18 protein-coding genes and 1 tRNA gene are annotated in these 18,123 nt (G+C 64.1%); 10 read left to right on the top strand and 9 right to left on the bottom strand.

The window, feature by feature from the left end:
- Nucleotides 1–79: 79 nt before the first annotated feature.
- The 3 genes from AC3WK8_RS09400 to AC3WK8_RS09390 all read left to right on the top strand — a co-directional run bounded on the left by AC3WK8_RS09400 (nt 80) and on the right by AC3WK8_RS09390 (nt 2,200).
- Nucleotides 80–535, top strand: coding sequence for a hypothetical protein (locus AC3WK8_RS09400; protein ID WP_085595785.1), 456 nt, complete (start codon nt 80–82; stop codon nt 533–535).
- Nucleotides 536–621: 86 nt separating this feature from the next.
- Nucleotides 622–1,641 (top strand): MerR family transcriptional regulator, encoded by a 1,020-nt coding sequence (locus AC3WK8_RS09395; RefSeq protein WP_103324638.1) that lies wholly within the window; start codon nt 622–624, stop codon nt 1,639–1,641.
- A gap of 34 nt (nt 1,642–1,675) precedes the next feature.
- Nucleotides 1,676–2,200, top strand: a complete 525-nt coding sequence (locus tag AC3WK8_RS09390; protein WP_103324637.1) for a P-loop nucleotide/nucleoside kinase family protein — start codon at nt 1,676–1,678, stop codon at nt 2,198–2,200.
- Between the two features lie 202 nt (nt 2,201–2,402).
- Here AC3WK8_RS09390 and AC3WK8_RS09385 read toward each other — a convergent pair.
- The 5 genes from AC3WK8_RS09385 to AC3WK8_RS09365 form a co-directional block, all read right to left on the bottom strand.
- Nucleotides 2,403–2,478: transfer RNA gene (locus AC3WK8_RS09385), tRNA-Phe, on the bottom strand.
- Between the two features lie 106 nt (nt 2,479–2,584).
- Complete coding sequence (locus AC3WK8_RS09380) at nt 2,585–2,857, bottom strand: oxidative damage protection protein (protein WP_103324636.1); 273 nt, start codon at nt 2,855–2,857, stop codon at nt 2,585–2,587.
- Nucleotides 2,854–3,921, bottom strand: a complete 1,068-nt coding sequence (gene mutY, locus AC3WK8_RS09375) for an A/G-specific adenine glycosylase (protein ID WP_085595724.1) — start codon at nt 3,919–3,921, stop codon at nt 2,854–2,856. Before mutY ends, AC3WK8_RS09380 begins: the two co-directional genes overlap by 4 nt.
- Nucleotides 3,918–6,137 carry an AsmA family protein gene (locus AC3WK8_RS09370; RefSeq protein WP_103324635.1) on the bottom strand — a complete coding sequence of 740 codons (2,220 nt, stop codon included), beginning with the start codon at nt 6,135–6,137 and terminating at the stop codon, nt 3,918–3,920. The genes mutY and AC3WK8_RS09370 overlap by 4 nt, the downstream gene beginning before the upstream one ends.
- A gap of 81 nt (nt 6,138–6,218) precedes the next feature.
- Nucleotides 6,219–6,617 (bottom strand): acetyl-CoA sensor PanZ family protein, encoded by a 399-nt coding sequence (locus tag AC3WK8_RS09365; protein ID WP_103324634.1) that lies wholly within the window; start codon nt 6,615–6,617, stop codon nt 6,219–6,221.
- A gap of 241 nt (nt 6,618–6,858) precedes the next feature.
- Here AC3WK8_RS09365 and AC3WK8_RS09360 point away from each other — a divergent pair, with 241 nt between their 5' ends.
- The 7 genes from AC3WK8_RS09360 (at nt 6,859) to AC3WK8_RS09330 (ending at nt 12,713) form a co-directional block, all read left to right on the top strand.
- Nucleotides 6,859–8,520 (top strand): OFA family MFS transporter, encoded by a 1,662-nt coding sequence (locus AC3WK8_RS09360; protein ID WP_103324633.1) that lies wholly within the window; start codon nt 6,859–6,861, stop codon nt 8,518–8,520.
- 182 nt (nt 8,521–8,702) lie between these two features.
- Complete coding sequence (hisB, locus tag AC3WK8_RS09355; protein WP_010453482.1) at nt 8,703–9,296, top strand: imidazoleglycerol-phosphate dehydratase HisB; 594 nt, start codon at nt 8,703–8,705, stop codon at nt 9,294–9,296.
- The gene (hisH, locus tag AC3WK8_RS09350) at nt 9,296–9,934 is read left to right on the top strand and encodes an imidazole glycerol phosphate synthase subunit HisH (RefSeq protein ID WP_053132565.1); all 639 of its coding nucleotides are present in this window, start codon (nt 9,296–9,298) and stop codon (nt 9,932–9,934) included. Before hisB ends, hisH begins: the two co-directional genes overlap by 1 nt.
- A complete protein-coding gene (locus AC3WK8_RS09345) occupies nt 9,935–10,195 on the top strand; it encodes a DUF2164 domain-containing protein (protein WP_053132563.1) in 261 nt (86 codons plus the stop codon).
- A gap of 103 nt (nt 10,196–10,298) precedes the next feature.
- Complete coding sequence (hisA, locus tag AC3WK8_RS09340) at nt 10,299–11,036, top strand: 1-(5-phosphoribosyl)-5-[(5-phosphoribosylamino)methylideneamino]imidazole-4-carboxamide isomerase (RefSeq protein WP_068589461.1); 738 nt, start codon at nt 10,299–10,301, stop codon at nt 11,034–11,036.
- Between the two features lie 87 nt (nt 11,037–11,123).
- Nucleotides 11,124–11,894, top strand: coding sequence for an imidazole glycerol phosphate synthase subunit HisF (hisF, locus tag AC3WK8_RS09335; protein WP_022639244.1), 771 nt, complete (start codon nt 11,124–11,126; stop codon nt 11,892–11,894).
- Between the two features lie 63 nt (nt 11,895–11,957).
- Nucleotides 11,958–12,713 carry a substrate-binding periplasmic protein gene (locus AC3WK8_RS09330; protein ID WP_103324632.1) on the top strand — a complete coding sequence of 252 codons (756 nt, stop codon included), beginning with the start codon at nt 11,958–11,960 and terminating at the stop codon, nt 12,711–12,713.
- A 58-nt stretch (nt 12,714–12,771) separates the two neighbouring features.
- Here AC3WK8_RS09330 and AC3WK8_RS09325 read toward each other — a convergent pair whose 3' ends face one another.
- The 4 genes from AC3WK8_RS09325 to gpmI all read right to left on the bottom strand — a co-directional run bounded on the left by AC3WK8_RS09325 (nt 12,772) and on the right by gpmI (nt 17,973).
- Nucleotides 12,772–13,581: a divergent polysaccharide deacetylase family protein gene (locus tag AC3WK8_RS09325; RefSeq protein WP_103324631.1), complete on the bottom strand. Its 810-nt coding sequence runs from the start codon at nt 13,579–13,581 to the stop codon at nt 12,772–12,774.
- 98 nt (nt 13,582–13,679) lie between these two features.
- Nucleotides 13,680–14,990 (bottom strand): S41 family peptidase, encoded by a 1,311-nt coding sequence (locus AC3WK8_RS09320; protein ID WP_103324630.1) that lies wholly within the window; start codon nt 14,988–14,990, stop codon nt 13,680–13,682.
- 31 nt (nt 14,991–15,021) lie between these two features.
- Nucleotides 15,022–16,308: a murein hydrolase activator EnvC family protein gene (locus AC3WK8_RS09315; RefSeq protein WP_053132556.1), complete on the bottom strand. Its 1,287-nt coding sequence runs from the start codon at nt 16,306–16,308 to the stop codon at nt 15,022–15,024.
- Nucleotides 16,309–16,443: 135 nt separating this feature from the next.
- Entirely contained in the window at nt 16,444–17,973 is a 1,530-nt protein-coding gene (gpmI, locus tag AC3WK8_RS09310; RefSeq protein ID WP_031319998.1) for a 2,3-bisphosphoglycerate-independent phosphoglycerate mutase, read from the bottom strand.
- Nucleotides 17,974–18,123: the final 150 nt, after the last annotated feature.

Below are 18,123 nucleotides of genomic sequence, written 5' to 3'. Positions count from 1 at the left end.
GCGCTACCGATCCTGGGGCTGGAGGCTTGATGGTGGCGCCCCATTGCAGGGGTTCGAAACGAACCCGGGAGTGGTCATCATGAAATGCTCTTCCATCAGTGTCATGTCGGCGCTCGCCGTGCTGCTGCTTGCGTTGGCATCACCCAGCGTACTGGGCGCCGTCGCCAGCAGCGAGCCGATCGATCCGGCCGGCGTCCAGTTGGTGCCGCAGCAGCAAAACGGAATCGCCTACCTCAGCGGCGGGATCGGCCTGGATGAGTCGCGGGCCATCCAGCAGGTAACGGGCTACAACCTGCACCTGACGTTTTCCGTCGGCCCGCAGAACCAGTACACCTCGGATGTGGACGTGGCCATCGAGAATGCCCAGGGGCATTCCCTGTTGAGCCTGGCCGGGGTGGGGCCGATCGTCTATGTGCAGCTGCCCCCCGGCAAGTTCCAGGTCGTCACTACCCGCAAGGGCCTGGAGCGGCGTAGCACTATCGATGTCGCCGCTAGCGCCCGGCGCGATCTCAACGTCCATTGGGATAACTTTTGAGCGCAGCCCTGGGGGCTTGAACCTGACGTAGCGTGAGGATCTATCCTGTCTTCAACCATTGCTCGGCGTAGGGAGGCAGATGAGGAATGTTGAAGATCGGTGAACTGGCTCTCAGGGCTGGCGTTACAGTGCGCACCTTGCATCATTACGATGGGCTGGGACTGCTTTCTCCCTCCACACGCTCCAATGGCGGCAATCGGCTGTATTCAGAGGCCGACGCCGCTCGTCTGGGGCGTATCCAGGTGCTCAAGCAGGGCGGGCATTCGCTGGAGCAGATCAAGCAGATGCTGCAAGCGGACAGCCTGTCTCCCGCAGAGCTCATTTCCCGGCAACTTGAATCCCTGGCTGCGCAGCAACGCCATATCGAGAAGCTGCGTGTGCGCCTGCTGAGGCTGAACCAGAAGATAGGCAAGGGCACCGTGCTTCTCGGCATCGACTGGATCGACATGCTGGAGATGCTGGCCCTGCAAGAGGAAGTCTTGTCCGCAAGCGATATCGCGGCCTTGCTGGCCGTCGAAGAGCGGCTGGATGATGTCGAGCGGGACTGGGAACTGCTGGTGGCCGACGTCCAGTCAGCCATCGCGGCGCAGACGCCAGGGCACAGTCCGCACGCGCAAGCATTGGCCTGGCGCTGGATGCGCCTGGTGCATTTGACCGTCGCCGAGGATGCCGAGCTGGCCTTCAAGCTGACGGCGCTCCAGCGAAATTCCCGGCGAGCGCAGCAACTCAACGGGATTCATGACGCCATGCTGGATTGGGTCATGGTGGCCTTCGTCCATGCTCGAGCAGCGCTAATGGTCAACTACCTGACCCCCGCCGAGCAGCAAGACCTGACGCAGCGCCAACTCGAGCATCTTTGGCAGTGGCAGCCCTTGATCGCACAGGCCCGCGAGCATCAGCGCAACGGCCTCGAAGCCGCATCCCCTGGTATGCAGGAGCTGGCCCGGCAGTGGCTGGGGTTGTTTCGTGCCTCCCATTACGGTGACGACCCGGAGCTTGAGCGCAAGGTGCGCCATGCCTACGCACAAGAACCTGGCTTGAGTGCATACACCGGCCTGAACGACTCGCTGGTGCATTTCATCCACCGCGCCCTGGCGCTGATCTAAATCGTGCCGCTGAACTTTCAATAAGGAATCGATCATGGAACACAGCGCTGTCCACCTGGTTTGCGGGCCCGTGGGGGCGGGCAAGTCCACTTATGCCCATGAACTCTCGAGCGGCGGTAGCGCCGTGGTTTTCTCCATGGATGCCTGGATGGCCAAGTTGTTTGCGCCTGACATCGCATCGGGCACCACTGTCCAGACAATGAACCCGGCATGGTTCGCCGAGCGAGTGGATCGTTGCGAGGCAGTCATCTACTCGGTGGCTGCCGAGGTATTGCGCTGTGGCGGCTCCGTCATCCTCGACCTGGGCTTTCTTCGTCGCCAGCGACGCGAGACGGCATACGCCTTTGCCGCCCGGCACGGCAGCCCGGCCGTACTCCACTACGTCACCGCGGAAGCGCAAGCTCGGCGCAATCGGGTAGCGCGCCGCAATGAGCAGCGGGGGCAAACGTACGCCATGGAGGTCACTCCGCAGATGTTCGATTTCGCTGAAAGCGTATTCGAAGCCCCGCAGTCGGAGGAGCTGGCAGGTGCGCGGATGGTATTCACCGATCGTGAATAGGCGCAGGTTGTAGCGCGTTATCCATTGAGGCTGGCTATGGAGCGATGCGCTGGCGGATCACGGCATCGCTACCGTGCTGCGGGCGGGACTCCGGGCCGAATCGGCGGGGAAGAGTTGGTAAACCGTAGAAAGCAAAAAGCCCGCACTAGGCGGGCTTTCTGTGTGTCTTCAGGTGTGCTTGGCACCACCTGAAAACTGAAGGTGGTGCCCAGAGACGGAATCGAACCGCCGACACGGGGATTTTCAATCCCCTGCTCTACCGACTGAGCTATCTGGGCAACGGGGCGCATTAAACGGGTTTTTCAGGGGGGCGTCAAGCAAGTTTTGAAAAAAAGTTTAATTATTACCGCCGCTTACGATCCGCCCCCCGGATTTGCAGCGGTTTCACTCCGCTGGCGGCACGTAACCTTCGGCCTTGGCGTATTCCCCGCCGGAGAAGTACTTGTCCATTTCCGCCTGGATGAACTTGCGATCCTCGGCGTTCATCATGTTCAGGCGCTTTTCGTTGATCAGCAGGGTCTGGTGCTTCTGCCAGTCGCCCCAGGCCTTGGCCGAGACGTGCTCGTAGATATCCTGGCCCTTGGCGCCCGGGTACGGCGGACGGTCCAGGCCTGGCAGTTCTTCTTGGTACTTGCGGCACATTACGGTGCGGGTCATGACGACTCTCCTGCATTCAATACTTCAGCCGCGCGTTTGAGCAGTGTCTTCACCGGGGCGGCAAGGCCCAGGCGCGGCGGGGTGGCGAGGTTATACCAGAGCCAGTCGGCCTCGGCGACGTGCAGGGCCGACTCTTCGACCCGGATCAGCCAGGGCTCGATGGCCAGCTGGAAGTGGCTGAAGGTGTGTACCAGAGCAGGCATCTGCTGTTGTTGACCCAGCTCCAGGGAGTGCTGCATGGCCAGGTGCTGGATGTCGTCCAGTCCATCGAGTTCCGGCAGGCTCCAGAGCCCGCCCCAGAGCCCGCTGGAGGGGCGTCGGTAAAGCAGGATGGCGCCTTCGCGGTTGGCCAGCATGGGCATCAGGGTGCGCTTCTGTGGCACCTCCTTGCGCGGCTTGGGCACCGGGTAGCGGGTCTCAAGGCCGAGCATGTGCGCCTCGCAGTGCCGCTCCAGGGGGCATAGCAGGCAGCTGGGCTTGCTACGGGTGCACAGGGTCGCCCCCAGGTCCATCATCGCCTGGGTGTAGTGGTTGACCCGCGAGTGGGGCGTGAAGCGTTCGGCGGCCGCCCATAGCTGCTTGGCCACCTTGGGTTCCCCCGGGTAGCCCTCCTGGGCGGTGAAGCGCGCCAGGACCCGCTTGACGTTGCCATCCAGGATCGGTGCCCGCAGGCCCATGCTGATGCTGGCGATGGCCCCGGCGGTCGAGAGCCCGATACCCGGCAGCTCGGTGAGTTTTTCCACGTCGCGGGGAAACTCGCCGCCATGCTCGGCCATCACGATCTTCGCGGTCTTCTGCAGGTTGCGTGCGCGGGTGTAGTAGCCCAGGCCGGTCCACAGGTGCAGCACTTCGTCTTCCGGTGCCTCGGCCAGGGCCTGCACCGTGGGCAGGGAGGCCATGAAGCGGTCGAAGTAGTTGAGCACGGTACTGACCTGGGTCTGCTGCAGCATGATCTCCGAGACCCAGACCCGATACGGGTTGATGTCCTGTTGCCAGGGCAGGTCGTGGCGCCCGTGACGGTCATACCAATCCAGCACCGCGCTGGAAAAAGCCTCGGCTCTCATCGCTTGAACAGCCCCTTGATCGCGTTCTTCAGTTCCGGGCTGACCTTGTCGCCGAGCTTCTCGTCGATCTTTTCCTTGAGTCGGTCGCCGGCCAGCTTGGCTGCGACCTGGCCCAGGCCGTCCTTGTCCAGGCGGCAGGCCTTGGCGCCCAGCTCCAGCGGGCCACGGCAACGCAGCGGCAGCTCGATGCCACGGAAGCGCTCGCCCACCTGGCAGGCCGGATCCGGGTTATCGCTCAGGTCGCCTTCGACGATGATGCCCACGCGATAATCCAGGCCCAGCACGCGCAGGTCGATGTCGCCGTTGCCGTTGACGGTCATGCCGGGGATGCGCACCTTCAGGTCCGGGTTGCTGGCCACGCCATTACGCAAGGTCAGGTTGCCCTTGAGCTCCTGGAACGGGGTGTCCTTGCCGCGCGGGGTACTGGTCAGGTTCTTGCGGTTGAGCACGGCGATACCCTGGCACAGCTGTTGCTCGATGCTGGCGTTGAGCAGCACACCGTTGTTGATGGCGAAGCTGGCGGTACCGTTGAGGCTGTCGATCAGCGCTTTTTGGCTGTTGCCATTGCCAGTGAGGTTGCTGCTCAGGGTGACCAGACCCTTGACCGGAGGATTCTGGCCCTGGTTTTCCAGGATGCGTTCCACCGGCACCCGGTTGATCCGGGTCTGCAGGTTCAGTTTCGGTGTGCTCTGGCGTACGTCCAGGGTGCCATTGGCCTCGAAGCTGCCGTTGAACAGCTCGCCGCGCAGGTCGGCGAGTTTCAGCAGGCCGCCCTGGCCGGAGGCCTTGAGCGCGGCATTCTGGATCGGCAGCTTGTCCAGGGTCAGTTGGCCGAAGTTCAGGTCGGCGTCGACATCGAGCTGGGCCAGGCGCTCCACCGGCAACAGGCGGTCGGTGCTCCAGGCGCCCTTGGTCGGTGCGTCGGGCAGCGGCGTGGTGCCGCCCGCGGCAGCCGCCTCGCTACCCTGTACTTCGGCCTTGCGGGCCGCGGCGGCGCTGTTGGCTGCGGCGGACTTGGGCGGCAGGTAGCGGTCGACATTGAAGGTATCGGCCTTGAGCTGGGCGCGCAGGGCTTGCTTGGCGAAGTCCTCGATGGCCAGGCGGCCGCTGAAGCTGCTGTCGTCGAGCTTCAGATTGAGATCTTCCAGGGCCAGGCTGGTGGGCGTGGCTTGCAGGCGGCTGGCCAGCTCGACCTTGCTCAGGCTGCCCTCGGCCATGGCCGGCAGGGTCTGGCCGATGCTGTCGACGAACTTCGCCAGGTCGAACTGGGCGATGGAGATCCCGCCGCTGATCTGTGGCGTCTTGTCCAGGTCATTGACCTTGAGTTCGCCCAGGGCCCGCAGCTGGTTGAGGGAGAGCTTCAGCCCGGTCCACTGGCCGACGTTGGCGGCCTTGTCCAGCAGCAGCTGGCCCTGGGCGGAGAAGGTCAGGGTCTTGCCTTGCAACGGGTCGCCGGCCGCCTCGCCGGACAAGCGCATGTCCTCGAACTGGTAGCGCTGCAGGGCGCGGTCGAAGCGCAGTTCGCCGTTGAGCTCGGTGCGCACGCGCACTGCCGGTTGGCTGCTGGCCAGGAAGGCGGTGAGCTTGACCGGAGTGTTGGTGGCTTCGTGGATCGGCCCGGTGCTGAGCTGGATGCTCTCGGCGGTGAACTGCTTGCCGGTCTGTTCGTCGTTGTATTCGACCCGAGCGTTGTTCACCGTCAGGCTGTCGATATCCAGGCGGATCGGCTGCGCGGGTTTTTCCGCGCTGGCCGCAGCCTCGCCGGTTTCGCCGGTGCTGGTGGCAGGCGTCTCGGCCTGGCGGTCGGCCGGCGCAGCCTTGCCGATGTCCTGCCAGTTGCCGTGACCGTCCTTGTCGCGGTTCAGGCGCAGGTTCAGGCCCTCGACCCGGACGTCGCTCATCTGTACTTCGCGGCGCAGCAATGGCAGCACGCGAACCGAAAGGCCCAGCATCTGCAGGTCGGCGAAAGGCTGCGTGGGGTTGGCCAGGGTGGCCACCCCGGCGTCGTGCAGTTCCAGGCCGAGCCAGGGGAACAGGCTCCAGCCGATGTCGCCATTGAGGGTCAGCTCGATGTGGGCCTTGTCCCGGGCGATCTGGCGGATTTCGTCTTTGTAGTCGTTGGGGTCGAACAGGTGGGTCAGGGCGAAGCCCAGAGCCACGATGATCAGTAACAGCCCGAGAATTACCAGACCCAGGATTTTGCCGAGCGCTTTCATGGGCGAGTCCTTGTATGTCGAATTCAAAATTTAGCGGGGCAGTATAACGCCCCGGACCTGGCGACTGTTGACCCAAACCGTCTACGGGTACTTGAGTTCCAGTCGCAGCTTGGCCGCCAGGGCCTGGGCCTCGAGATGCCCGGCCGGTGCCAGCAGGCAGAGGTTCGCCCCCTCGGTCCGGGCCATTTCCCGGGCCTGGCTCACCAGGCGTTCGGCCACGCCGCGGCGTCGGGTGATCTTGCGCACACAAAGGTGGGACAGGGACCAGCCGTCCGAGTGCCGTTGCAGATATCCGGCCCCCAGCAGGCGGTCGTTGAAGCGCGCCACCAGCAGGCTGGCCTCTTCCAGGGCATGGGCGATCAGTTGCGGGGCATCGGCATGGGGGGCGAACAGCCAGTCCGGGGCGTCCTGGTAGATCTTGCGCAGGTCCTGCTGGTCCTGGGGGCTGGCGTCGTGCAGCGCTTGGACAACGATGGGCATTGGGGTTCCTGGAGCGAGTGTGGGCGGCGACCACCAGAGCAGTCGCGGTAAAAAAGGAGATAGCAGTTTGCTTTCTTAATGTTTTGCAAATGGTAACCTCTGGCGGTTCGTCCGTCCTTCTGCGACTTAATGTCGCGCCTGCCCAAAGGAAGCTTTACTCAATCAGAACGACCGTGCCCCCGTGCCAAGGTCGTCGCAGGGGAGTGGCCGATGAACAATTCCAATAATTGGGGGAACATCCATGAGCTCTAGCAACGTGGCGGCCAGCGTGCCCGCCCAGCCGGCGTTCTTGTCCAAAGAACGCATCATCGCCAAGCCCGGTTTCAACCGCTGGCTGGTACCACCGGCCGCCCTGGCCATCCACCTGTGCATCGGCATGGCCTATGGCTTCTCGGTGTTCTGGCTGCCGCTGTCCAAGGCGCTGGGTATCAGCGCGCCCGTGGCTTGCGAGCCGGGCATGGGCTTCATCGCCCAGGTCTTCTCGTCCCAGTGTGACTGGCCGATCTCCATGCTCGGCTGGATCTACACCCTGTTCTTCATCTTCCTGGGCTGCTCGGCGGCGATCTGGGGCGGCTGGCTGGAGCACGCCGGTCCGCGCAAGGCTGGGGTGGTCTCCGCCCTGTGCTGGTGCGGGGGCCTGCTGATTTCCGCCCTGGGGGTCTATACCCACCAGATCTGGCTGATGTGGATCGGCTCCGGGGTGATCGGCGGGATCGGCCTGGGCCTGGGCTACATCTCCCCGGTGTCGACCCTGATCAAGTGGTTCCCGGACAAGCGCGGCATGGCCACCGGCATGGCGATCATGGGCTTCGGCGGCGGTGCGATGGTCGGTGCGCCCCTGGCGGCCGCATTGATGAGCCACTTCGCTACCCCCACCAGCGTCGGCGTCTGGCAGAGCTTCCTGGTGATGGCCGCGATCTACTTCGTGTTCATGATCGGCGGCGCCCTGGCGTATCGCGTACCGCCCACCGGCTGGAAGCCCGAGGGCTGGAGCGCGCCGGTGAAGAAAGCCGCCAACGCCATGATCACCCACCGCCACGTGCATGTGAACGTGGCCTGGAAGACCCCGCAGTTCCGCCTGGTATGGCTGGTGCTGTGCCTTAACGTGTCGGCCGGTATCGGCATCCTCGGCATGGCCTCGCCACTGCTGCAGGAAGTGTTCGCCGGCAAACTGCTGGGCAACGGCCTGAGCTTCAGCCAGCTGGACGCCGGGCAACTGGCACAGATCGCCGCCATCGCCGCCGGCTTCACCGGCCTGCTGAGCCTGTTCAACATCGGTGGCCGGTTCTTCTGGGCGTCGTTCTCCGACTACCTGGGCCGCAAGAACACCTACTTCGTGTTCTTCGCCCTCGGGTTTGCCCTGTATGCGCTGATCCCGAACCTCGGCCACCTGGGCAACATCGCCCTGTTCGTGGCGGCGTTCTGCATCATCCTGTCGATGTACGGCGGCGGTTTCGCCACGGTCCCGGCCTACCTGGCGGACCTGTTCGGCACCCAGATGGTGGGCGCGATCCACGGCCGCTTGCTGACGGCCTGGGCGGCCGCCGGCGTACTGGGCCCGGTGCTGGTGAACTACCTGCGCGAATACCAGCTGAGCATCGGCGTCGAGCGCGCCGCGGCCTACGACATCACCCTGTACATCCTCGCGGGCCTGCTGGTGCTGGGCTTCCTGTGCAACCTGATGGTGCGCCCGGTGGCCGACAAGTACTTCATGACCGACGAGCAACTGGCGGCCGAGCAGGCCCTGGGCCACGACAAGGGCGCCGACAGCAGCGTCGTCCTGGAGTGGAAGGCTTCGCCTGGCAGCAAGCCGCTGGTGATCGCCGCCTGGCTGGTGGTGGGTATTCCCCTGGCATGGGGCGTGTGGATAACCCTGCAGAAGACCGCAGTGCTGTTCCACTAGGATCCTGCCTGGCGCGGGAGCGAGGTCGCTCGCTTTCGCGCCCGGGGTTGCTTGTCATGACAGGTACAACCCCGCAGCCATTGGTTCGCGCCCGTCAGGATGTCGTTCGACGTGTTCCTGTTTGGCCCTCCCCGGGCCTATACTGCTCGCCTTTTTCGCCCAATGATTTTGCGGAGCTGGTGATGGCCGAACGTAAGGCATCTGTCGAGCGCGACACTCTGGAAACCCAGATCAAAGCCTCGATCAACCTGGATGGCACCGGAAAGGCCCGATTCGATATCGGCGTACCTTTCCTCGAGCACATGCTGGACCAGATCGCCCGGCATGGGCTGATCGACCTGGATATCGAAAGCAAGGGCGACCTGCATATCGACGACCACCACACCGTGGAAGACGTCGGCATCACCCTGGGCCAGGCGTTCAGCAAGGCCATCGGCGACAAGAAAGGCATCCGCCGCTATGGCCATGCCTATGTGCCGCTGGATGAAGCCCTGTCCCGCGTGGTGATCGATTTCTCCGGCCGCCCCGGCCTGCAGATGCACGTGCCCTTCACCCGTGCCACCGTCGGCGGCTTCGATGTCGACCTGTTCCAGGAGTTCTTCCAGGGCTTCGTCAACCACGCCAACGTGACCCTGCACATCGACACCCTGCGCGGCCACAACACCCACCACCAGATCGAGACCGTGTTCAAGGCCTTCGGCCGTGCGCTGCGCATGGCGGTGGAGCTGGACGAGCGCATGGCCGGGCAGATGCCTTCCACCAAGGGCGTGCTGTAATGCAGACGGTAGCCGTCATCGACTACGGCATGGGCAACCTGCACTCCGTGGCCAAGGCCCTGGAGCACGTGGGCGCCGGCAAGGTGCTGATCACCAGTGACGCCAGCGTGATCCGCGAAGCCGATCGGGTGGTGTTTCCCGGCGTGGGCGCGATCCGCGACTGCATGGCCGAGATCCGCCGCCTGGGCTTCGACGCCCTGGTGCGTGAAGTCAGCCAGGACCGTCCGTTCCTGGGGATCTGCGTGGGCATGCAAGCCCTGCTGGAGCGCAGCGAAGAGAACGACGGCGTGGACTGCATCGGGCTGTTTCCCGGCCAGGTGAAGTTCTTCGGCAAGGGCCTGGTGGAAGAGGGCGAGCACCTCAAGGTGCCGCACATGGGCTGGAACGAAGTGAAGCAGGCGGTGGACCATCCGCTGTGGCACAGCATCCCGGACCTGGCGCGCTTCTACTTCGTGCACAGCTACTACATCACCGCCGGCAATGCCCGGCAGGTGGTGGGCAGCGGCCACTACGGCGTGGATTTCGCCGCGGCGCTGGCCGAGGGCTCGCGCTTTGCCGTGCAGTTCCACCCGGAGAAGAGCCATACCCATGGCCTGCAGCTGCTGCAGAACTTCGCGGCCTGGGACGGTCGCTGGTAAATGAACAGGTCGCGGACCAAGGCGCCGATACTGACGCTGACCCCCGAGCAGGAGCGCGAGGCGCTCGACAAGCTCAAGCGCTTGCTCGAAGACCGCTTCGACCTGCAGCTGGGGTCGTTCGAGGTGGCCGAGGTCCTCGAGTTGTTCAGCAAGGAAATTGCCCCCCACTACTACAACAGGGCGATTGCCGATGTTCAGCTGCACCTCAAGGAGCGGTTCGAGAGCATCGAAAGCGACCTGTGGGCGCTCGAGAAGAATTAAGGCAGCGGCCAGCTTCCAGGCTGCAAGCTGCAAGAAATACCAATGCGTGCCTGCTTGCAGCTAACAGCTTGCAGCTTGCAGCTCTTTTGACGAAGGAAAAAGCATGCTGATCATTCCCGCAATCGACCTCAAAGACGGCGCCTGCGTGCGCCTGCGCCAGGGTCGCATGGAAGACTCCACCGTATTCTCCGACGACCCGGTGAGCATGGCCGCCAAATGGGTCGAGGGTGGCTGCCGCCGCCTGCACCTGGTTGACCTCAACGGTGCCTTCGAGGGCCAGCCGGTCAACGGTGAAGTGGTTACCGCCATCGCCAAGCGCTACCCGACCCTGCCGATCCAGATCGGCGGTGGCATCCGTTCGCTGGAAACCATCGAGCACTACGTCAAGGCTGGCGTCAGCTACGTGATCATCGGCACCAAGGCGGTGAAGGAGCCGGAGTTCGTCGCCGAGGCCTGCCGCGCCTTCCCGGGCAAGGTCATCGTCGGCCTGGACGCCAAGGACGGTTTCGTCGCCACCGATGGCTGGGCCGAAGTCAGCTCGGTACAGGTCATCGACCTGGCCAAGCGTTTCGAGGCCGATGGCGTCTCGGCGATCGTCTACACCGACATCGCCAAGGACGGCATGATGCAGGGCTGCAACGTGCCCTTCACCAAGGCCCTGGCCGAAGCCACCTCGATCCCGGTGATCGCCTCCGGCGGCATCCATAACCTGGGTGACATCCAGGCCCTGCTGGACGCCAAGGCTCCCGGCATCATCGGTGCCATCACCGGCCGGGCGATCTACGAGGGCACGCTGGATGTGGCAGAGGCTCAGGCGTTCTGCGACAGCTACAAGCCGTAAGCTGCAAGCTGCAAGTTGAAAGCGCGGCCTCGGCCTGCTCTTACTTGCAGCTTGAAGCTTGAAGCTTCTTAATCGGAGATCAAGTCTATGGCGCTAGCCAAGCGCATCATCCCTTGCCTGGACGTGGACAACGGCCGGGTAGTGAAGGGCGTCAAGTTCGAGAACATCCGCGATGCCGGCGACCCGGTGGAGATCGCCCGGCGCTACGATGAACAGGGTGCCGACGAGATCACTTTCCTGGACATCACCGCCAGCGTCGATGGCCGTGATACCACCTTGCATACCGTCGAGCGCATGGCCAGCCAGGTGTTCATCCCGCTGACCGTGGGTGGTGGCGTGCGTACCGTGCAAGACATCCGCAACCTGCTCAATGCCGGTGCGGACAAGGTCTCGATCAACACCGCCGCGGTGTTCAACCCGGAGTTCGTCGGCGAGGCCGCACAGCACTTCGGTTCCCAGTGCATCGTGGTCGCCATCGATGCCAAGAAGGTTTCCGGCCCGGGCGAAGAACCGCGCTGGGAAATCTTCACCCATGGCGGGCGCAAGCCCACCGGGCTGGACGCGGTGGAGTGGGCGAAGAAGATGGAGGGCCTGGGGGCCGGCGAGATCCTGCTGACCAGCATGGACCAGGACGGCATGAAGAACGGCTTCGACCTGGGCGTCACCCGAGCCATCAGCGATGCCCTGGGTATCCCGGTGATCGCCTCCGGCGGTGTCGGCAACCTGCAGCATTTGGCCGATGGCATCATCGAGGGCCACGCCAGCGCCGTGCTGGCGGCCAGCATCTTCCACTTCGGCGAGTACACCGTTCCCGAGGCCAAGGCCTACATGGCCCAGCGCGGGATCGTGGTGCGATAGCCACTGGACAGCATGGCGGGCTCGCGGCACTCTTGAGTTCGCCATGGTTCCCGGTAACCCGTCATGCTCAAACGTCTTCTTGTGGTTGTCGCCAGCGCCGGTTTTCTGCTTGGTGGCCTCGCCCGCGCCGCCGAACCCGCCGACACCTCCCTGGTGTTGCTGACGGAAAACTTCCCTCCCTACAACATGGCCATCAACGGCAAGAACTTCGCCCAGGGCGAGAATATCAACGGTATCGCCGTGGATATCGTCCGTGAGATGTGCAGGCGCGCCGGCATCAACTACAGCCTGACCCTGCGCTTTCCCTGGGAACGCATCTACAAGATGGCCCTGGAGCAGCCGGGTTATGGCGTGTTCGTCACGGCCCGGCTGCCGGACCGCGAGCCGTTGTTCAAGTGGGTCGGCCCCATCGGCCCGGACGACTGGATCATGCTGGCCAAGGCCGGCAGCAAGATCACCCTCGAATCCCTGGAGCAGGCGCGCAAGTACAAGATCGGCGCCTACAAGGGCGATGCCATCGCCGAGACCCTGGCCAAGCAGGGCCTGGCCCCGCAAGTGGTACTGCGTGACCAGGACAACGCCAGGAAGCTGGTGGCGGGGCAGATCGATCTCTGGGCCACCGGTGATCCCGCCGGGCGCTACCTGGCCAAGCAGGAAGGCATCACCGGCCTCAAGACGGTGCTGCGCTTCAACAGCGCCGAGCTGTACCTGGCCTTGAACAAGGACGTATCCGACGAGGTGGTAGCCAAGCTCCAGGCTGCCCTGGACGAGATGCGCAAGGAAGGCCTGGTGGAAGAGATCATGGGCCGCTACCTGTAGAGGGGCAGCCGCAAGCTGCAAGCTTGGAGCTGCAAGTGGCTTGAGGCTTGCAGCTGCTTCAGCGGTACACCCCATCCTTGCCATGCCCACTCATGGCCTGGTTGCTGCGCAGGCTGATCATCGACTTGATATCGATCCACTCGATGCCCTGGGCCTTGAGCTTGGGCAGTTCGCGCTCCAGCACCGCCAGGGTCTGCGGATACGGGTGGCCGATCATCACCGCCGAGCCCTGCTTGTGTGCCAGCTTGATTGCCGTCTGCAACTGCTGGGCAATCGCCGGCTCGGTACGTTCATCGTCGAGGAACACATCCCGGGAAACGCTGGCCAGGCCGATCTTCTGCGCCTCGGCGGCGGCCACGGTCTGGGCGCTGGTGCGGCTGTCGACGAAGAACTTGTTGCGCCGTTGCAGCTCGCCCATGAGCCAGGCCATGGCCGGTCGCTGGGATGTCATGCGGCTGCCCATGTGGTTGTTGATACCACTGGTGTAGGGCACTGCCTGGAACGCCGCTTCCAGGCGCTTCTGCAGTTCTTCCTGCGGCAGCTCCGGGTGCCAGGCGAAGGGCCCGGTGGCCGGGTCCATGGGCATGTGCAGGATGACGATCTTGCCCGCGCGGTGGGCTTGCCGGGCGAATTCGGCGGCGTGGGGCGTATCGGGCATGATCGCCGTGGTCACCGGGCCGGGCAGTCCCAGCACGCGGCGATCGCGGGGCAGGTTCTGGCCCAGGTCGTCGATGATCAGGCTCAGGTAGGCCTTGGGCGCCTGTGGGGCGGCGGCCTGGGCCGGGAGGCAGCAGAGCAGGGCCAGCAGCAGGCCGCCGAGCAGCCTGGAGAGCGGCTGGCGGCTGTGCGTCGAAGGAAAGTGCAGCATGGGAATCAGCAATGGCCTTGGCAGTGGGACGCCCTGGCGGACGCTTCGCCGGCTAGCCGGCTCCCTGCTTGGGAGTCGGCCGGCCGGCGAGGGTTCAATCATTTTCCGCGGGTGATGCTCAAGCCCTTGAGCAGGCTCAGGGCCTGGGCCAGCTGATAGTCGTCGTCCTGCGGCATCGGCTTGACCTTGCCGTTCGAGCCGCTTGGCTTGTCGGCGCCGCCGTTGCCGTTGCCCAGGTGGCCCTGGAGGTCGGCTTCCTTGAAGTACTCGCCGTCCTGGGACTCGCTGGTGATCTTGGCGCGTCGCACCTCGATGTCCGGGACGATGCCCTGGGCCTGGATCGAGCGGCCATTGGGGGTGAAGTACAGCGCGGTGGTGATCTTCAGGGCGCGATCGTTGTTCAGCGGCAGCACGGTCTGTACCGAGCCCTTGCCGAAGCTGGTGGTGCCCATCAGCACGGCGCGCTTCTGGTCTTGCAGGGCGCCGGCGACGATCTCCGAGGCCGAGGCGCTGCCGCCGTTGATCAGTACCACCATGGGCACGGCTTCGCTCTCGTCCTTGCCGGTGGCGGAGAAGCGCAGCTCGGAATTGGCGATCCGACCCTTGGTGTAGACGATCAGGCCCTTGGTGATGAAGTGGTCGACCACTTCCACCGCCGCCTGCAGCACGCCGCCCGGGTTGTTGCGCAGGTCGAGGATGATGCCGTTGAGCTTCTTGCCGTTGTCCTTGCGCAGCTTGGCCAGGGCCTTGGAGACTTCCTCGCCGGTCTTGACCTGGAACTGGGTGATGCGGATGTAGCCATAGCCGGACTCCAGCAACTGGCTCTTCACGCTCTTGACCTGGATGGTGGCGCGGGCCAGGGTCACGTCGAATGGCGTGCCACCGTCGCGGACCAGGGTCAGGGTGATCTTCTGGCCGATCTTGCCGCGCATCTTGTCCACGGCCTCGGTCATGGTCTGGCCGCGGGTCGGCTGGCCGTTGATCTTGACGATCAGGTCACCGGCCTGGATTCCGGCCTTGGAGGCCGGGGTATCGTCGATCGGCGACACCACCTTGATGAAGCCGTCTTCGGCGCCGACTTCGATGCCCAGGCCGCCGAATTCGCCGCTGGTGCTTTCCTGCAGTTCGGCGAAGTCTTCCGGCCCCAGGTAGGACGAGTGCGGGTCGAGGTTGCTGAGCATGCCCTTGATGGCGTTTTCCAGCAGGGTCTTGTCATCGACAGGTTCGACATACGCGGCCTTGATGCGGTCCATCACCTCGGCGAAGGTGCGCAGCTCTTCCAGCGGCAAGGGCGCCTTGGTGGTCGCGGCGCTGGTCGCCTGGGCGGTTTCGGCGGCGAACGCCAGGGGCGCGCCGATCACCAGGGCGATCGTCAGGGCCAGCGAGGTAAGGCGGGACAAATGCAGCATGTCGAACGAACTCCTAATTTAGATGCAGCGCTTATCCTTGCGCGTGGCACCACTGTGCCGGGTCGCTGGGGCGGCCCTGCTGACGAATTGCAAAGTACAGCGCAGGAGTGTCCTGTCCGCCACTATTACCCACTGTGGAGATGGACTCTCCGGCCTTGACCACGTCGCCAGCTTCCTTGAGCAGCGTCTGGTTGTGTCCGTAGAGGCTCAGGTAGCCGTTGCCGTGGTCGAGGATCACCAGCAGCCCGGCACCGCGCAGCCAGTCGGCGAATACCACCCGGCCCCCATGCACGGCATGGACCTGGCTGCCGGCGGCAGCGCTGATCATCACCCCGTCCCACTTGGAGCGGGCATCGTCGCCACGAGTTTCACCAAAGCGTGCCAGCAATCGACCATCGACTGGCCATGGAAGTTTGCCCCGTGCCGAAGCGAATGCCCCGCCATAGGACGGCCCACCGCTGGAAACCAGTGCCCCTGGGGTGGAGTGGACCGGCTTGCGCGGCGCATCGCTGGTGTCGGCCTGGGCTTCACGCAAGCGCTTTTTTTCGGCTTCCTGCTGGGCGATCAGCGCTTTCTGGCGCGCCTCTTCCGCCTCGCGAGCCTGGCGTGCCAGGGTTTCCTCGATGGTCTTGAGAACCTTGCCCAGATCGGCCTGGTCCTGTTCGCGCTGCTGCAGCTTCTGGTCCCGGGCCTTGACGTCGTCGTTGAGCTTGGCCAGGGCCAGCTGGCGCTCCTTGCGGACCTTGGCCAGTTCTTCGCGCTGGGTATCGAGGCTGCTTTTCTGCACCAGCAACTGGGCCTGCTGCAGGGAAATTTCCTTTTCCACGTTGGCCAGCTGGCGCAGGGTCTCGTTGAAGTTCTTCAACTGCTCCAGGCGGGCTTGGCTCAGGTAGTCGTAATAGGTGAGGGTACGGGCGAATTTTTCCGGATTCTGCTGGTTCAGCAGCAGCTTGAGGTATTCCTGGCGCCCGTTCTGGTAGGCCGCGCGGGCCTGGATGGCGATCAGTCGCTGCTGTTCAGTGCGCGCGCTCTGGAGTTTTTTTTTCTCCTCATCGAGTCGCTGCAGCTCGGATTCGCTTTTCTTCAGCTCTTTCTGCAGGGCCTCGACCTGCTTCTCCAGCTTGCCCATCTCGGTCTCGGTACCGCGCAGCTCCTTCTGTACTCCGGACTTTTCTTCCTGCAGCTTGCCCAGCAGTTTCTTCAGCTCGGCAATGTCCTGACGCGTGGCGTCCAACTGTTGTTGGGTTTGCGCGCGCTCATCGGCGAAAGCCGGTTGGAGCAGGCAGGTCAGGGCAAGGGCAATCAAGGCGCGAAGCATAGAGGCGGGCGACACCAGGGAAAGGGACGGCCTAGTATGCCCGCCCATCGCCGCAAAAAAAACGCCTCAAAGCCAACTGCTTTGAGGCGTTCGTCATAAAAGGCCGTTTGCGGCCAATTATTGGGCCATTTGCTATCAGACCAGGATCGATTTACCGGTCATTTCCGCAGGTTGCGGCAGGCCCAGCAGCTTGAGCATGGTTGGCGCCACATCCGCCAGGACACCGCCTTCACGGACCTTCAGCGGCCGCTTGCCGACATAGATGAAGGGCACCGGCTCGGTGGTGTGGGCGGTGTGGGCCTGGCCGGTGGTTTCATCGGACATCTGCTCGACGTTGCCGTGGTCGGCGGTGATCAGCGCTTCGCCACCGACCTTCTCCAGGGCGTCGACGATGCGCCCGACGCACAGGTCCAGGCACTCGACGGCTTTCACTGCGGCGTCGAACACACCGCTATGGCCGACCATGTCGCCGTTGGCGTAGTTGACGATGATCACGTCATAGCGCTGGTGCTCAATGGCGTCGACGATCTTGTCGGTGACTTCCGGGGCGCTCATTTCCGGCTGCAGGTCGTAGGTGGCGACCTTCGGCGACGGGATCAGGATGCGTTCCTCACCCGGGAACGGCTCTTCGCGGCCGCCGGAGAAGAAGAAGGTCACGTGGGCGTACTTCTCGGTCTCGGCGATGCGCAGCTGGGTCTTGCCGTTCTTGGCCAGGTAGTCGCCCAGCACGTTTTCCAGGCTGCTGGGGGCGAAGGCCGCCGGGGCCGGGATGCTCGCCGCGTATTGGGTGAGCATGACGAAACCGGCCAGTTTCGGCTGGCGCGCACGCTCGAACTCCTGGAAGTCGTCCTCGACGAAGACCCGGCTCAGCTCGCGGGCCCGATCGGCGCGGAAGTTCATGAACACCACGGCATCGCCGTCCTCGACCTTGACCGGCTCGCCGATGGTGGTGGCCTTGACGAATTCGTCGCTCTCATCGCGCGCGTAGGCCGCTTGCAGGCCTTCCTGGGCGCTGGCGGCGCTGAACTGGCCCTGGCCCTCGACGATCAGGTTGTAGGCCTGGGCCACGCGGTCCCAGCGGTTGTCGCGGTCCATGGCGAAGTAGCGGCCGATCAGGCTGGCGATACGGCCCTTGCCCAGGGTCTTGAAGGTTTCGTCCAGCAGTTCGATGGACGACTGGGCGCTCTTGGGCGGGGTGTCGCGACCGTCGAGGAAGGCGTGCAGGTAGATTTTCTCGGCGCCACGCTTGAAGGCCAGCTCGGCCATGGCCACCAGGTGGTCCTGGTGGCTGTGCACGCCGCCGTCCGACAGCAGGCCGAGGATATGGACCGCCTTGCCGGCAGCCACGGCCTTGTCCACGGCGGCGCAGATGGTCGGATTCTCGAAGAATTCGCCGTCGCGGATGGCCTTGGTCACCCGGGTGAAGTCCTGGTACACCACGCGGCCGGCCCCGAGGTTCATGTGGCCGACCTCGGAGTTGCCCATCTGGCCGTCCGGCAGGCCGACATCCATGCCCGAACCCGAGATCAGGCCGTTGGGCACGCTGGCGCACAGGCGATCCAGGACAGGCTTGTTGGCGGCATAGACGGCGTTGGATTCGTGGCTCTCGCTGTGACCGAAGCCATCCAGAATCATCAGGACCAAAGGTTTAGGCGTGGTAGTCATGGCGTCCACTCGTGGCTGGAATAGGAGGTGTTGAAAAAGGGAGTGGCAGTTTAAAGGCAAGTTCCATCGGCGTCACCGCCGGGCGGGGTTTGGCCGGCCTTGAGGGCTGTGTATACTGGCCGGCATTTTCACGCCCTGGAACCTCCTTAG

This window comes from Pseudomonas sp. FW507-12TSA (assembly GCF_058781435.1).
This window is presented reverse-complemented; position numbering and strand designations above follow the sequence as displayed.

Excerpts from the sequence above, each read along its gene's own strand:
- AC3WK8_RS09400 (WP_085595785.1), top strand. The coding sequence starts at position 80 with ATGAAATGCTCTTCCATCAGTGTCATGTCGGCGCTCGCCGTGCTGCTG.
- AC3WK8_RS09395 (WP_103324638.1), top strand. The coding sequence starts at position 622 with ATGTTGAAGATCGGTGAACTGGCTCTCAGGGCTGGCGTTACAGTGCGC.
- AC3WK8_RS09390 (WP_103324637.1), top strand. The coding sequence starts at position 1,676 with ATGGAACACAGCGCTGTCCACCTGGTTTGCGGGCCCGTGGGGGCGGGC.
- AC3WK8_RS09380 (WP_103324636.1), bottom strand. The coding sequence starts at position 2,857 with ATGACCCGCACCGTAATGTGCCGCAAGTACCAAGAAGAACTGCCAGGC.
- mutY (WP_085595724.1), bottom strand. The coding sequence starts at position 3,921 with ATGAGAGCCGAGGCTTTTTCCAGCGCGGTGCTGGATTGGTATGACCGT.
- AC3WK8_RS09370 (WP_103324635.1), bottom strand. The coding sequence starts at position 6,137 with ATGAAAGCGCTCGGCAAAATCCTGGGTCTGGTAATTCTCGGGCTGTTA.
- AC3WK8_RS09365 (WP_103324634.1), bottom strand. The coding sequence starts at position 6,617 with ATGCCCATCGTTGTCCAAGCGCTGCACGACGCCAGCCCCCAGGACCAG.
- AC3WK8_RS09360 (WP_103324633.1), top strand. The coding sequence starts at position 6,859 with ATGAGCTCTAGCAACGTGGCGGCCAGCGTGCCCGCCCAGCCGGCGTTC.
- hisB (WP_010453482.1), top strand. The coding sequence starts at position 8,703 with ATGGCCGAACGTAAGGCATCTGTCGAGCGCGACACTCTGGAAACCCAG.
- hisH (WP_053132565.1), top strand. The coding sequence starts at position 9,296 with ATGCAGACGGTAGCCGTCATCGACTACGGCATGGGCAACCTGCACTCC.
- AC3WK8_RS09345 (WP_053132563.1), top strand. The coding sequence starts at position 9,935 with ATGAACAGGTCGCGGACCAAGGCGCCGATACTGACGCTGACCCCCGAG.
- hisA (WP_068589461.1), top strand. The coding sequence starts at position 10,299 with ATGCTGATCATTCCCGCAATCGACCTCAAAGACGGCGCCTGCGTGCGC.
- hisF (WP_022639244.1), top strand. The coding sequence starts at position 11,124 with ATGGCGCTAGCCAAGCGCATCATCCCTTGCCTGGACGTGGACAACGGC.
- AC3WK8_RS09330 (WP_103324632.1), top strand. The coding sequence starts at position 11,958 with ATGCTCAAACGTCTTCTTGTGGTTGTCGCCAGCGCCGGTTTTCTGCTT.
- AC3WK8_RS09325 (WP_103324631.1), bottom strand. The coding sequence starts at position 13,581 with ATGCTGCACTTTCCTTCGACGCACAGCCGCCAGCCGCTCTCCAGGCTG.
- AC3WK8_RS09320 (WP_103324630.1), bottom strand. The coding sequence starts at position 14,990 with ATGCTGCATTTGTCCCGCCTTACCTCGCTGGCCCTGACGATCGCCCTG.
- AC3WK8_RS09315 (WP_053132556.1), bottom strand. The coding sequence starts at position 16,308 with ATGCTTCGCGCCTTGATTGCCCTTGCCCTGACCTGCCTGCTCCAACCG.
- gpmI (WP_031319998.1), bottom strand. The coding sequence starts at position 17,973 with ATGACTACCACGCCTAAACCTTTGGTCCTGATGATTCTGGATGGCTTC.